The organism is Verrucomicrobiota bacterium (assembly GCA_021294815.2).
Lineage (GTDB): Bacteria > Verrucomicrobiota > Verrucomicrobiia > Opitutales > LL51 > LL51.
In genome coordinates, this window is record CP095464.1 from 580,848 (window position 1) to 595,310 (window position 14,463).

General features: G+C 48.6%; 9 protein-coding genes, 2 tRNA genes and 3 rRNA genes. 9 read left to right on the forward strand and 5 right to left on the reverse strand.

Going from position 1 to position 14,463, the window contains the following annotated elements; genetic code table 11:
- Positions 1–66: 66 nt before the first annotated feature.
- The 5 genes from LW808_002725 to LW808_002745 all read right to left on the reverse strand — a co-directional run bounded on the left by LW808_002725 (position 67) and on the right by LW808_002745 (position 3,801).
- The gene (locus LW808_002725) at positions 67–993 is read right to left on the reverse strand and encodes an NAD-binding protein (GenBank protein ID UPA28198.1); all 927 of its coding nucleotides are present in this window, start codon (positions 991–993) and stop codon (positions 67–69) included.
- Complete coding sequence (locus tag LW808_002730) at positions 884–1,381, reverse strand: NAD-binding protein (GenBank protein ID UPA28199.1); 498 nt, start codon at positions 1,379–1,381, stop codon at positions 884–886. The genes LW808_002725 and LW808_002730 overlap by 110 nt, the downstream gene beginning before the upstream one ends.
- On the reverse strand, positions 1,381–1,869 hold the full coding sequence (locus tag LW808_002735; protein UPA28200.1) for a ferritin: 489 nt from the start codon (positions 1,867–1,869) through the stop codon (positions 1,381–1,383). Before LW808_002735 ends, LW808_002730 begins: the two co-directional genes overlap by 1 nt.
- A 65-nt stretch (positions 1,870–1,934) precedes the next feature.
- Positions 1,935–3,287: a UDP-N-acetylglucosamine 1-carboxyvinyltransferase gene (gene murA, locus LW808_002740; GenBank protein ID UPA28201.1), complete on the reverse strand. Its 1,353-nt coding sequence runs from the start codon at positions 3,285–3,287 to the stop codon at positions 1,935–1,937.
- Positions 3,217–3,801, reverse strand: coding sequence for a hypothetical protein (locus tag LW808_002745; protein ID UPA28202.1), 585 nt, complete (start codon positions 3,799–3,801; stop codon positions 3,217–3,219). Before LW808_002745 ends, murA begins: the two co-directional genes overlap by 71 nt.
- 204 nt (positions 3,802–4,005) lie before the next feature.
- On the opposite strand from LW808_002745, the gene LW808_002750 reads away from it, so the two are divergent.
- The 9 genes from LW808_002750 to rrf all read left to right on the forward strand — a co-directional run bounded on the left by LW808_002750 (position 4,006) and on the right by rrf (position 14,354).
- Positions 4,006–4,311: an HU family DNA-binding protein gene (locus LW808_002750; GenBank protein UPA28203.1), complete on the forward strand. Its 306-nt coding sequence runs from the start codon at positions 4,006–4,008 to the stop codon at positions 4,309–4,311.
- A gap of 187 nt (positions 4,312–4,498) precedes the next feature.
- Entirely contained in the window at positions 4,499–6,235 is a 1,737-nt protein-coding gene (locus LW808_002755) for an ankyrin repeat domain-containing protein (GenBank protein ID UPA28204.1), read from the forward strand.
- A gap of 121 nt (positions 6,236–6,356) precedes the next feature.
- Positions 6,357–7,112 (forward strand): peroxiredoxin, encoded by a 756-nt coding sequence (locus LW808_002760; protein UPA28205.1) that lies wholly within the window; start codon positions 6,357–6,359, stop codon positions 7,110–7,112.
- 228 nt (positions 7,113–7,340) lie between these two features.
- Positions 7,341–8,651, forward strand: a complete 1,311-nt coding sequence (locus tag LW808_002765) for a hypothetical protein (GenBank protein UPA28206.1) — start codon at positions 7,341–7,343, stop codon at positions 8,649–8,651.
- A gap of 499 nt (positions 8,652–9,150) precedes the next feature.
- Positions 9,151–10,700, forward strand: a 16S ribosomal RNA gene (locus tag LW808_002770).
- 166 nt (positions 10,701–10,866) lie between these two features.
- Positions 10,867–10,940 (forward strand) — tRNA-Ala (locus LW808_002775).
- 8 nt (positions 10,941–10,948) lie between these two features.
- Positions 10,949–11,025 (forward strand) — tRNA-Ile (locus LW808_002780).
- Between the two features lie 162 nt (positions 11,026–11,187).
- Positions 11,188–14,101 (forward strand): 23S ribosomal RNA (locus LW808_002785).
- A 136-nt stretch (positions 14,102–14,237) separates the two neighbouring features.
- Positions 14,238–14,354 (forward strand): 5S ribosomal RNA (rrf, locus tag LW808_002790).
- Together the 16S, 23S and 5S rRNA genes with 2 tRNA genes alongside form the textbook arrangement of a ribosomal RNA operon.
- Positions 14,355–14,463: the final 109 nt, after the last annotated feature.

Below are 14,463 nucleotides of genomic sequence, written 5' to 3' on the forward strand. Positions count from 1 at the left end.
CATTTTAAAATTTATAATGGTGAAAGTGAAGCCTAGAGAAAAAGTGCTTCAAGTTGCTCTTGTTTGTCAGTAGGGACGACGATGACCATGTGATCGCCGGCGCAAAATGATATCGTCCGCGGCAGGTACCTTGGTTTTGAAATTGTGGCAAAGCGCAATAACAACAGCGCCCTGGGGCCACGTGATCTCCTTAAGCATTTTCCCGATACAGGGGCTATGTGCGGCGACTTCGAGTTGAACAAAGTGCCCCGAGTGGTCGTCAAAGGAGGAAATTTCCCAACATTTTTCCCCTGAGAGATAGTGTTCGAGTTCGAGGCAAGTCGCGATCCGCGGCGAAACAAACTTCTGGATCCCCAGCTTATAACTGATGTCTTTTAGCATCCGGTCGTAGTCGCCCTTATTGACGACAAACATGATGTTTTTGGCGCCGATGTGGCTTGCCTGAAGCGATGACATGATGTTATCTTCATCGCGATCCGTACAGGCGACAAAATAATCTACGGAGCCGATCTGTTCTTCACGAAGAAGATTGGCGGAAGTTGCAGAGCCATGAATAACCGTTACAGAAGGAAAATGTTCCGCAAGTGTTTGACAAGTCGCCAGATCGTTCTCGATAATGCGGAGGTTAAATTTTGGAGAAAGTAGTGCCTTAACCAACGCGATTGTCGTTTCTCCGCCACCAAAAATAGTAACACTTTGTGCACTTTGGTAGCGTTCGGGAGCCAGGCGCTGACGCTCGCTATTTACGGATTGGCTTGGGCCAAAAATCGTGACGAGATCGCCAGCCATAATACGCGTCGCCGAAGTCGCAAACTCGTAGTGGTCACCGCGATAGATACACCCAATCCGGACCTGTGGTGTAAATCGGATTTCTTGTAGTGATTTACCGACCAGCGACGACGAGGCACTGACCGCAATTCGTTGAGCTTCGATGAGGCCGTTCGAAAAGCGCTCGACGGCAACGCTGCCCGGTGCTGCGGATTTCTTTTGCAAGTTCAAAAGCGCAAAGTGCTTCTGGATTGATAAAGTTATTGATGCCGAAATGCGCTTGGTGGTTGAGCAAAGAGTTGTCGGTGTAGGTTTTATCGCTAGCGCGAGCAATCGTCATTTTGGGACCCAGGGCTTTCGCGATCGAACATGCCAGGATGTTGGACTGATCGTCGCTGGTCATGGCGATGAAGTAATCGCAACGCCCGACGCCGGCCTCGAGTAGTACCTTTGCCGAACACCCATGAGCGCAAATGACCCGGACATCGTAGAGGTTATTGATGTTGCGGGCAACTGCCGGGTTTTGTTTGATCACCGTAATGTCGTGATCTATGCTAAAGCGCTCACATATAAATGCTCCGACGTCGCCGGCACCTAAGACGCAGAGATTCATTATTCATCGCGTTGTCCAGCAATACGATCGACCGCCAACATCGCCGGGAAGCGATCTTCGGCTGCCGCAATCTTATCGATCATGTCTTGTACGTTGCGCTCTTCTTCGACCTGTTCGTTGATAAACCACTGCAATTCGACTTGCGCCGGAAAATCTTCTAGCGTGACCGCCGTCCGATACATTTCGTGAATTTCTTGGGTTACAAGGCGTTCATGTGCGAGAGATTCTTTGAAGGCTTCTAGCGGTGAACTGTAGGCGGTCTTTTGTCCCGCAATTGGACGTAATTCGACCTGATGTCCGCGATCGCAAACATGACGAAAAAGTCGCATCGCATGCTCGGTCTCTTCCTTAGCCTGTAAGTGCATCCACTGCGCGAAACCATGGAACGGCGTAGTCTCGAAATAAGCCGCCATACCAAGGTAGATGTAGGCCGATTCGAACTCATTTTTGATTTGCTGTTGATAAAGCTCCAGCAACTTAGCGTTCATTAACATAGCACCCGCGAGCGTGTGCTTTTTGCTGGCGGCTGCAACCTTTTTGTCTTTTCGCTTTGTTACCCGAGGCGCGTGAGCTCCACCCCGAGCTTTTGGAGTTTTTCCTCAAAATGCTCGTAACCGCGGTCGACGTAATCCGGCCGAAAAACAGTTGTCGATCCATCGGCCAGAATTCCTGCCAGATAAAGCGCTGCACCCGCACGAAGATCTGTTGCCGTCACTTCACCCGAACGGAGCTTGGAATGAGGCGCCAGGTGTAGAGTATCATGCTCGACTTTTGCCTGGATACCTAAACGGCGAAATTCCGGGATATGGGCAAAACGTTGAGGAAAAACTGTATCGCGGACACGACTTGCGCTAATTGCTTGTGACGCCAGTACCGAAATCTGTGGCTGTAGATCCGTCGGAAATCCTGGATAAGGTAAAGTACAGATGTCGAGCCCTGGAAGATCTTCAATCCGATGGACTTCAAAGACGCCATCACGGAAAAGGCTGTGCCGCCGAGCAGATGGAATCGCGTCGAAGAAGCCTTGGAAATTTTCTGTCAAAAATTGGGGCGTCAGTCCATGAACGCGAACCGGGGTACCGCGAAGGTACCCCAGGATGATAAATGTCCCGGCTTCGATGCGATCGGGAGGGACCGTAAACGAAGTCCCATGGAGAAAAGGAACGCCCTTGATAATCAACGTCCCGCTGTTCAACCCTGTAATTCGGGCGCCCATCTGATTGAGCATATGGCAGAGTGAAGCAATTTCGGGCTCGCGTGATGCGTGACGAATAATCGTCGTTCCCTTAGCTAGCACGGCCGCCATAATGGCATTCGAAGTACCTGTCATCGAGGGACCTCGAGGCCCGAGCATCGATAAAACCGTTCCCATCAGATAATCGGTTTGGAGGGAAACGTAACCTGTTGGCTGATGAATTTGTGCACCTAATCGATGAAATGCCCGTAGATGGAGATCAATGGGGCGCGCCCCCAACTTACACCCGCCCGGCATCGCAACCGAAGCGCTGCGTTTTCGCCCTAAAAGTGCTCCCAGCAGACAGACCGAAGCCCGCAAATGTTGAACGACTGGGTTTCTGGCGTCCGTGTGAATATCCTTCGCACAGATTGACCAACTTCTCGGGCCTACAGAAGTAACCTCAGCGCCCAGCAACCGAAGTGCCTCCAACATGTTGGCAACATCTGTGAGTTCAGGGACATTATGAAGTACACATGGCTGATCGGTTAAAAGTGTTGCCGCCAAAATGGGTAGCGCCGCGTTTTTAGAGCCACTGATAGCGATATCGCCTCGTAGTGAGGCTTGCCCTTGAATGACACAACACGGCGTCACCATGCCACTATTCAGATTTTGTGCGGTTATTGCGTGGTCGCCGTCCGTTGCTGGAAGATCGACGATGGCGATTCTCACCTGTGCTGCCCTTACTGCTATGGGTGTGAGGACGCTTCGACTTAAAACCTAAAAACTCGAGTAACTTGCACCATGCGCGTTTCAGTGCGTGACAGCAGGCACATTCCTTGTACTGTCCGTCGCGGCTACAAGACGGATTTTCGGTTGTCCGAGGAGCGGACCCTTCCGGGCGACATGAAGAACGGTCATGCGATGTCTTAGTATCGTGATGATTGGCATCACGACGACGGTTTCGTTGATCATTTCGAGGGCGTCGATTGGGCTTTGAGTCGAGTACTTCATCGACAAGAAGCTCGTCAACGGTTGTTGTCTTCCCAGTTGGCGCGCTTTCCACTGTCGTCTCTTGAATCAAGACCTCAGCCTGCTGTGAAGACGACGGACTGTTTTTTTGCGAAATACTATCGTTTAACACACTGGTAGGATCGGAAATCTCGCCGACGGTTGCATTCTTTTTCGGGGCTCGCGCTTTACCAGAGACGCGCCCACGTTTTAGTTGATTTATTTCTTCTGTCATAATGTGTGATTTTGCTCTTAAGCATGAATTCAGACGCCTTCAGGCGCGTTGACACGATGGCCACGCCACAATTGCTAAAAAAAATCGGCAAAAGGCAAGCCGTTTTTGCGCAATTGTAAAATCTCTGCGATAGTTGTAGTGAAGCGGAATAAAAGATTGACAGGTAGAGGAAAAAAATACGCTAGGTGAAACATTTAAATAGCAATGAATAAGTCAGAATTAATCAACGAAGTCTACGAGCTTTTGAACCAAGGGGCAGGTGGTAGTAATTCCGGAGAAGCGAAATTAACGAAGATTTTTGCCGAAAAGACGTTAAATTCCGTTCTGGAAGCGCTTACAAATGGGCTTAAGAAAGATGGTAATGTCCAAATTGTGGGTTTTGGAACGTTTTCTGTTGGGACTCGTGGTGCACGTACCGGCGTAAATCCGAGAACAGGAGCAAAAATCCAAATTAAGGCTTCGAAGAACATTAAGTTTAAGGCGGGAGCCAAGCTGAAAGAGATTCTGTAGCTGGTACGGAGCAGAGTTGTTTGATTTCTGAATCAATTCGCAGGAGGCGTCTGAGGGCGCTTTTTGTGTTTTTCGCGGAAAGAGTTATGTGAAAATTTGAAGAAAAAGTCTTGCGGCATCCCGAAAAATTTTTTGAGTTCTTCCCGGTTGGGTATTTATGTCAAGTGGGAAAATAAACCTTGGTATAGTGGGATTGTCATTCGCGTTCTTGAGCGTCTGGGGAAGTGGACTCTATGGAGATACTGCCTCAGCATTACAGCCGACGGATGCGGCGTCACAGCAAAGTGGCGATATTTCCTCAGAGGTGGTGTCGGGCGCGGTGACCGCGACCAGTGCATCGTCTGAGACGGTTTCACCAGAAGTAACGGCGACATCAACTCATACTTCTGAAGTGACGCAGTCGGGCTCTGAGGGTGAAGAGGTAGTGATTGGGGATTCCGCAAGCGAAATTGGGACGGATGCCTCCGGAGAGGAGACGATCGCAACGGAAAAAGCGGGAGACACACAAAAGGCGTTATTAGCGGCTACAGCAGCGGAGATGCCACGCCCTGATCTTTCGAGTAGCGACGCAGATGACGAGAAAGAGCCTGTTGATGCTGAAGCAAAAGAGGCGGTACCTGAGCCTGAAAAATCTGCACTCGAAGCATTATTTGATATTATCAGCGAGAACACTTCTGAAGGAAATGATAATGCCTTCAAGATTCTGGAGCAACACCCAGGGTTCGTTACGGACAAAACCGAAGATTGGCTGATAACTCCACTTCATGTTGCCTCTTTTGCGGGTAATGATGCGGTGGTTCGGTATCTCATCGCCCACGGTGCTCCTATCAATGCACTTAATGATCGAGGCCGTACACCGTTGCACGCGGCGATCCGCGAAGGACATCTCAGTACGGTCGAAATCTTACTTGAAGCCGGAGCAAACGTGCTGCTTAACACTTCAAAGGGCGATGTCGTCCATCAAGCACAAGCCTATGGGCACGACCATCTCGTAACACCGCTACAGGAGGCACTCGATCGTGTACGTGCCAATGAGGTTACCGAGGAATCTACGGATCAACCCAAAAAAGAAGAAGTAGCTCAGGAAACAGAGGCGGCGCCTTCTGTGCCAACTGTTATTTTAGATGTAAGCGTTGGTGTCGTAAATGAGGATCGCGTTCAACTCGGCAACTCTATTCCTCGGCCTTCACGCCCTGCGACAATCATACGATCTGAAACGCCAAATCCTTATGCAAAGATCAAAGAAGCAGCTCGGGAACATGCAGACGCTGCAAAGAATGAAGGGAGTCCTGAAATTGGAATTATTAGCTTTCTCGATTTCAGCACAGGCGATGGACTACAGGCCATGATTGATAAAGTGAAAGCACAGAATTCCGAAGAAAAAGACGCTGAGGCCATTACCGAGGAGGCGCACCACGTTACGGATGAGCTCAACCGTCTCCATGCGATTATTGAGGAAAACATGAAAAATCTGGCTGCGTTTATGGAGGAGACACCTTCGAGTGAGATCTCGGCTGTTGAATCGAACGAAGCGGCGAAAGAAGAACCTGCGCCTGAGGCTCCAAAAGCAGAAACGAATACCGACGAAGTTGCGCCTGATATCAGTGCTGATATGAATAACGTTCTGAAGATGGCAATGGATTTTCGCGAGCGCGAACTCCAAAGAGCAAAAGATGAACAACGGATCATTGACGCTTTGGCGCACAATGCAGAGTTAGATCAGATCAATATCCAACATAGCGCCGAAATCGAGCAGTTGACGCAGCGTATCAAGGAACTTGAAAAGCAACAATCGACACCGCTTTCGTATAACGATAACCGCGTGTATCAAAAGAATATTTTTCCTAATGCCTACAACGGGCGCCGCAAATGGAGCAAATATAATACCCATGCCAGAGGTCATGATTACAGGGCGCGGTATTAATCGCAGATTTTGATCACGAACATTGGAGCTCCTTCGGGAGCTCTTTTTTATTTTTGAGTTCGAAAAGGGCGCACGTACTTCTCGGCTTTACTTCCTGAATTAAATGCTATGGAGATTCTCTATGACTTTGGTGAATCAAAAGGCGCCGGTTTTTCAGGCAAAGGCAGTTGTTAGCGGCAGCGATATTGTTGATTTTGATCTGAGTTCTATTATCGGGAAACATTACATCGTGCTGTTTTTTTATCCAAAGGACTTCACGTTTGTGTGTCCGACGGAGCTCCATGCATTTCAGGATAAGTTACCGGAGTTTCAGAAGCGCGATACACAAATAATCGCATGTTCAACAGATTCCGAGTACGCGCACCTCGCCTGGCTCAATCAGCCGAAAAAGCAAGGCGGTATCCAGGGTATCACCTACCCAGTGGTAGCGGATATCAATAAAACGGTTGCGCGATCCTATGGGGTGCTCGATGGCGAGGTCCCTGTGAGTGCATTGAAGCAAACGCTGACACATCAGTTGCAGCAAGTACAAGCGGTTAAAAATCTCCTACAGTCTAAAGCGGCGTCGCTTCCAGGGTTAGAGAGCCTGACGTCGGCGGCCTCACTCATGGAATCTTCAGAAGCTGCGATTCCTGCATTAACGCCGACCGATCAAGTCGCGTTCCGAGCGCTTTTTATTATCGATAAAAAAGGCATCATTCAGCATGCAAGCGTGAATAACATGGCACTGGGGCGGAATGTTGACGAAGTACTTCGGCTCATTGATGCACTCCAACATGTCAAACGGTACGGTGAAGTTTGCCCTGCAAATTGGCACTCCGGCGCCCCAGCGATGAAACCAACTGCAGAAAGTACGGCGGCGTATTTGGCGAAATAGCTTGTTTTTGGAGTTATTTATGTTTCTCGTCCGCGATATTGTCGCGGATTTTTTGTGTGCCTCTGAAAGCAGAATTTCTTCGTGTAGATATCATGTAAGGATTGCCAGTGTCCATGAATAAATACGAGAGCAATGAAGCGAGACATAAAGGAAAAGCAGTTAAAATAGAAAAGGCTTGCAATTGGTAAATAACAGTATTTCACGTGTCCCAATTCCAAAAGAAAGATTATGAAAAAAGATATAATAAAAACATTATCAATGACGTGGTTGTTGATTCCTGCTATAGTTTCAGCAAGTTCATCTAAATGTGCTTGGCTGTCTTCTGTTGTAGACGGTAAAATTTCGTGGAGTAGTCAAATGACATTAGAAAAGCGATTCTACTTCTTGTTAAGTAATATCATGGAATCGATACGCAAGTGGAAAAGTCTGGGTGCTAACGCGGGATTCTTGTTTGATGCTTCTGGTTCAGAGATTAAGCGGACGAAGATCCTTATCAATTTTTGGGTTTTAATCGGTTCTCTTATCAAGAAATTTGGAGAAGAACAATATCAAATTGATGAAAAAGGTGCTCAAGTAATGTTAGAAATGTTTAGGATAATCGCGAGCGAAGAATGGGTGTTGCGCGATCAGTTATACCAACGCAGGGTATGGGTGCAAGAGACGGTGAAGAATACGAAACCAGAGTATTTTACGCGAGATGGATTAAAGACATGGGAAGATGGTAAAGAAGCATTATTGGCTGTATGTCAAAAGACGATACCTGATCAGTGTTTTCAGCAATTAACTAAGCGGTTTGAGGATTTTAGTCAAAATTCTAAGCCTAAGTCAGAAGATTGCAAGAAATTAGCAGCGGATATTAGGAAAGTTCGTGATGCAGTTTTGGAAATGCGTAGGTCAAAAGTAAGGGACGCGGTTACAGAAAACGAGATGCTGGTACTCATGAATAGTTTTTCTAAGATATTTCCTACGTCTCGACAATCTCCCGTTTCTGAGGAAAAACAGAAAATACAGGATTTGCTATATTCGTCGGGAGTTTTGGAGGCATTTACAGGTCTTGTAATGGAAATATACCCTATTTACGTTTTTGATTTATTAATGGAGCCTGTTCTTTGTGATTCTGATGCAGGCGAGGCTGAGTGGAAGCTGGTAAAGCATAAAGAGCAAGAATTTACATCTATTCAGCGTATTGCGTGGAAGCTGAAATATTTTAAAAGTAGGGAGCTGGTAGATGTGTGTGATCAGAGTGATGAAGATGATGAAGGTAATGAAGATAATAAGGATGATAAAGATGATGTTGTCCGTAAGAGTTTCTTCTTGAGCTGTGTGAGTCCTAAAAATCGGGATAATCCTAAATGGATGCGTGTTTTGAATCAAAAATTTGATGAGAAAGGTGATTTTTCTCAGATGATTTTGACATCGGGATTGCATAAGTGGCGCAGTAGAGGAACCAGCGGAGCAGGGAAAGTAATGAGAAGTCCATTGATGCATCGGATGATAAAAGAACTGCTTAGAGTAGTGAGGGACAAAAATAAGCAGTAAGCGAGGAGCTATAGCAACGATAGTTCAGCAAAGAGCCCTAATTGGGGCTCTTTCAAGGTCGTGTCTGCTGGACTTAAATCGCTATGATGCATTCTGTTCGGTCAAAATGGGACTCTTAGGGGATCAATACTCTTGTGTTACCGTTCGCGGTGTTATAGGAAAGTAGGCTGAAGATTTGATATTTGAAATAATGTCGCGGATGGTGTTCTTTGGAGCAGTGAAAATGAGTGCAAACATAGTTTTAAAGCGAGGGAGAATTCTTTCGGAAAAATTTTTTGAAAAACGCTTGACTTCGATTCTGGGGTTTTCAAATTGATCCCTGTTCCAGTGATCTGGGGCCTGTTGTGAAAACAATCGCTCTGAGGAGCGGGAGGATCATGACAGTGGTTGTTCTTTGAAAGTTACTTGTGCGATTTATTCGGTTCACGAATAAATTCTGAAAAGAATACAAAATAGTAATTCCTTATTTTTAAGAAAGATAAGGGAGCAAACTTTCTAACTAATGGAGAGTTTGATCCTGGCTCAGAGTGAACGCTGGCGGCGTGGCTAAGACATGCAAGTCGAGCGGGATTTATCACCATGAGTCTTCGGATGAATGGGGATGATGAGAGCGGCAAACGGGTGCGTAACACGTGAACAACTTGCCCTTTAGTCGGGGATAGCTCGCCGAAAGGTGAATTAATACCGGATGTGGTTTCCTTCCGCATGGAGGGGATACTAAAGCTTGTAATGGCGCTAGAGGAGAGGTTCGCGTCCTATCAGCTTGTTGGCGGGGTGAAGGCCCACCAAGGCAAAGACGGGTAGCTGGTCTGAGAGGATGATCAGCCACAGTGGAACTGAGATACGGTCCACACACCTACGGGTGGCAGCAGTTTCGAATCATTCACAATGGGCGAAAGCCTGATGGTGCAACGCCGCGTGGGGGACGAAGGTTCTCGAATTGTAGACCCCTGTCGTTAAGGAGCAAAAACTGGGCTCATACCTCAGCTTGAGTTAACTTAAAAAGGAAGCAGTGGCAAACTCCGTGCCAGCAGCCGCGGTAATACGGAGACTGCAAGCGTTACTCGGAATTACTGGGCGTAAAGGGTGCGCAGGCGGCTAGGTATGTCAGATGTCAAAATGCGGGGCTTAACCCCGTACCGCGTTTGAAACTACTTGGCTAGAGTTTTGGAGAGGTAAGTGGAATTCCTAGTGTAGCGGTGGAATGCGTAGATATTAGGAGGAACACCCATGGCGAAGGCAGCTTACTGGACAAATACTGACGCTCATGCACGAAAGCGTGGGGAGCAAAAAGGATTAGATACCCTTGTAGTCCACGCCGTAAACGTTGTACACTCGGCCTCGGGACATTCGACCGTCTCGGGGTCTCAGCTAACGCGTAAGTGTACCGCCTGAGGACTACGGTCGCAAGACTAAAACTTAAAGGAATTGACGGGGGCCCGCACAAGCGGTGGAGCATGTGGCTTAATTCGATGCAACGCGAAGAACCTTACCTAGGCTTGACATGTATTGGACGACGTGCGAAAGTACGTTTCTCTTTGGAGCCGATACACAGGTGCTGCATGGCTGTCGTCAGCTCGTGTCGTGAGATGTTCGGTTAAGTCCGGCAACGAGCGCAACCCTCGCCCTTAATTGCCAGCAGTTCGGCTGGGGACTTTAAGGGGACTAACGGTAACGTGGGAAGGTGGGGATGACGTCAGGTCAGCATGGCCCTTACGCCTAGGGCTGCACACGTGCTACAATGCCCGGTACAATGAGACGCAAGACCGCGAGGTGGAGCAAATCTATAAAGCCGGGCCCAGTTCAGATTGAAGTCTGCAACTCGACTTCATGAAGCCGGAATCGCTAGTAATGGCGCATCAGCTATGGCGCCGTGAATACGTTCTCGGGCCTTGTACACACCGCCCGTCAAGTCATGAAAGCCGGTTTTGCCCGAAGTGCATGAGCGAACCTCTTCAGAGGAGGCAGTGCCCTAAGGTGAGGCTGGTGATTGGGACTAAGTCGTAACAAGGTAGCCGTAGGGGAACCTGCGGCTGGATCACCTCCTTTCTAAGGAGAAATCCCAAGTCCATTAGGGCTGTGGGGATATTGGTCGAAGCTGAGGTAATCAGTATTGCCTCGGCAGCCGAAGGATCCGCAAGTAACTTTCTGATAATTTTCTGTTCGAAAGGCGGTTTGAGATCTCCGGATCTCGCCGATGATCTACGCTAAAAGTGGGGTCGTAGCTCAGTTGGCTAGAGCGCCTGCTTTGCAAGCAGGAGGTCGTCGGTTCGAACCCGATCGACTCCACCCGATGCGGGCTCATAGCTCAGTTGGTTAGAGCACACGCTTGATAAGCGTGGGGTCGGTGGTTCAAGTCCACCTGGGCCCACCAGGGTTGGGTGGAAATTTTAGGGTTGACTTCGGTTTCGAAGTGAAAACCGTCGAGCAAGCTGCCATTACGGCAGGAAGAATTTTGTTCTTTGAAAGTTCAATGTATTGTGGGATTATACAATAACTGAGAGAAAAACGTCTAGAATGTTAACAAAACAGGCGAGAGAAAGTTATAAAGGGCAGTCAGTGGATGCCTTGGTGATATCAGGCGAAGAAGGACGTGACAAGCTGCGATAAGCTTCGGGGAGCGGCACATACGCTTTGATCCGGAGATGTCCGAATGGGGGAACCCGGCGGGAGTAATGTCCCGTCACCATACACTGAATCCATAGGTGTATGGAGCGAACCTGCTGAACTGAAACATCTAAGTAAGCAGAGGAAAAGAAAGCGAAAGCGATTCCCAAAGTAGTGGCGAGCGAAATGGGAACAGTCTAAACCGTTGGGATTTATCCCGGCGGGGTTGTAGGAGCCTAACATTGGATCACAGACGATAGGAGAATCCTTTGGAAAGAGGAGCTATAGAGGGTGACAGTCCCGTATCCGAAATTGAAAGTGACCATAGGGAATTCCTAAGTAGCACGGGCCACGTGAAATCTCGTGTGAAGCTGCGCGGACCACCGCGTAAGACTAAATACTCGATATCGACCGATAGTGAACAAGTACCGTGAGGGAAAGGTGAAAAGAACTCCTGTTAGGAGAGTGAAATAGTACCTGAAACTAGCTGCCTACAAGCGGTCGGAGCATCCTTTAGGGTGTGACGGCGTACCTTTTGCATAATGGGTCTGGGAGTTATTGTCTACGGCAAGCTTAAAGCTTTACGGGCTGGAGGCGGAGCGAAAGCAAGTCTGAATAGGGCGATGAGTCATAGGCAATAGACCCGAAACGGGATGATCTATCCATGGTCAGGTTGAAGCTCGAGTGAGATCGAGTGGAGGACCGAACTGTTTATCCTTGAGAAGATATCGGATGAACTGTGGATAGGGGTGAAAGGCTAATCAAATTCCGTTATAGCTGGTTCTCTTCGAAATATATATAGGTATAGCCTCATGCGCTGACGATCGGGGGTAGAGCACTGAAAAGGCTAGGGCCCATACCCGGGTACCAACCCTTATCAAACTCCGAATACCGGTCGGTGTAGCATGGGAGTCAGACTGCGGGGGATAAGCTTCGTAGTCGAGAGGGCAACAGCCCAGACCGCCGATTAAGGCCCCTAAACCGCTGCTCAGTGGTACAAAGGAGGTGAACTTACTTAGACAATAGGGATGTTGGCTTAGAAGCAGCCACCATTTAAACAGTGCGTAATAGCTGACCTATCGAGTGAGTTTGCGCCGAAGATGATCGGGACTAAAGCAGCGTGCCGAAATTGCGGACTTATAATATTATGAGTGGTAGAAGAGCGTTCCAATCGGGCAGAAGCCGAAGGGGTGACCGACGGTGGACTGGTTGGAAGTGAGTATCCAGACATGAGTAACGATAAATGCGGTGAGATTCCGCATCGCCGAAAGGACAAGGTTTCCTGGGCAAGGTTCGTCCTCCCAGGGTGAGTCGGGAGCTAAGGTGAGGCCAATTGGAGTAACCGATGCCAAACAGGTTAATATTCCTGTACCATCGAATTGACGTTATCAGCAAAGGAGTGACGGAGTAGGTTAGTTCTACGCGAGATTGATTGTTCGCGGCTAAGCACTGAGGCTGTCTGGTAGGCAAATCCGCCAGGTATATAGGCTGGGGTGTTATGGGACTCGGCGGCTACGGCCAATGGGGATTGAATGATATCAAACTTCCAGGAAAAACTTCGTTGTGAGTCAATTAGGTGCTCGTACCAAAACCGACACAGGTGTCCGGGATGAGTATTCTAAGGCGCGTGAGTGAACTCTCTCTAAGGAACTCGGCAAATTAGCCTCGTATCTTCGGTAGAAGAGGTGCCTGGTAACAGGCCGCAGTGAAAAGGCCCAACCGACTGTTTAGCAAAAACACAGCTCTCTGCTAAGTCGTAAGACGATGTATAGGGAGTGACACGTGACCGATGCGGAAAGGTGAAAGCTGGAGGTGCAAGCTTCTGGTCTAAGCCCCCGTGAATGTCGGCCGTAACTATAACGGTCCTAAGGTAGCGAAATTCCTTGTCGGGTAAGTTCCGACCTGCACGAATCGTGTAACGAGTTGGGCACTGTCTCAGGGAGACGCTCAGTGAAATTGTAGTCGCGGTGAAAATGCCGCGTTCCCGCAGCAGGACGGAAAGACCCTATGGACCTTTACTATGTAACCTGGTATTGTTGTTTGATTTTTAATGCGTAGGATAAGTGGGAGGCATCGAGGATGTGTTTCAGGACATATCGGAGCCAACGTTGAAATACCACTCTTTATTGGTTAGACATCTAACACTGAATCATGATCTGGTCAGTGGACATTGCTAGGGGGTTAGTTTGACTGGGGCGGTCTCCTCCAAAAGAGTAACGGAGGATTACGAAGGTCTCCTCATGCCGGTTGGCAATCGGCAGACGAGCACATGAGTATAAGGAGGCTTTACTGTGAGACCTACAAGTCGAGCAGTTGCGAAAGCAGGTTCAAGTGATCCGGTGGTTTGAAGTGGAACTGCCATCGCTTAAAGGATAAAAGGTACCCTAGGGATAACAGGCTGATAACGCCCAAGCGTTCATAGCGACGGCGTTGTTTGGCACCTCGATGTCGGCTCATCACATCCTGGGGCTGGAGAAGGTCCCAAGGGTTCGGCTGTTCGCCGATTAAAGTGGTACGTGAGCTGGGTTCAGAACGTCGTGAGACAGTTTGGTCCTCTATCCGCTGTGGGCGTTGGAAATTTGAGGGGTTCATTTCTTAGTACGAGAGGACCGGAAATGACGAGCCGCTGGTGTTCCGGTTATTGCGTCAGCAGTAGCGCCGGGTAGCTAAGCTCGGACTGGATAAGCGCTGAAAGCATCTAAGCGCCAAGCCATTCCCAAGATGAGATTTCCTAGAGGGCAACCTCGAGAGAGCCCGGGTAGACCACCCGGTTGATAGGTCGGATGTGTAAGTGCAGTGATGTATTGAGCTAACCGATACTAATGGCTCGAAGGCTTTTGCTCGTTTAGACGTCAATTCTCGCCCACAATACATTGTTTTCAATACATTTTAATAGAAAACTATGCCCGGTGTTACTTCTGAGGAAGTACAGATCCGGATATGGCAATGGTTGAGGAGAAAGACTGCATAGTTAGGGACTCTGGTGATCATAGGTGAGGGGAAACACACGTTTCCATTCCGAACACGATCGTTAAGCCCTCAACCGCCGATGGTAGTGCCGCCTCGATGTGGTGCGAGAGTAGGTCGTTGCCAGTACTTGTGCGTTCGGCGCACCATCACCCCACTGGCCCATGAGACCAGCGGGGTGTTTTGCGTACAAATATCAAATCGGTTTTGGTGTCTCCAATTCTAGTAAGAATGAGTT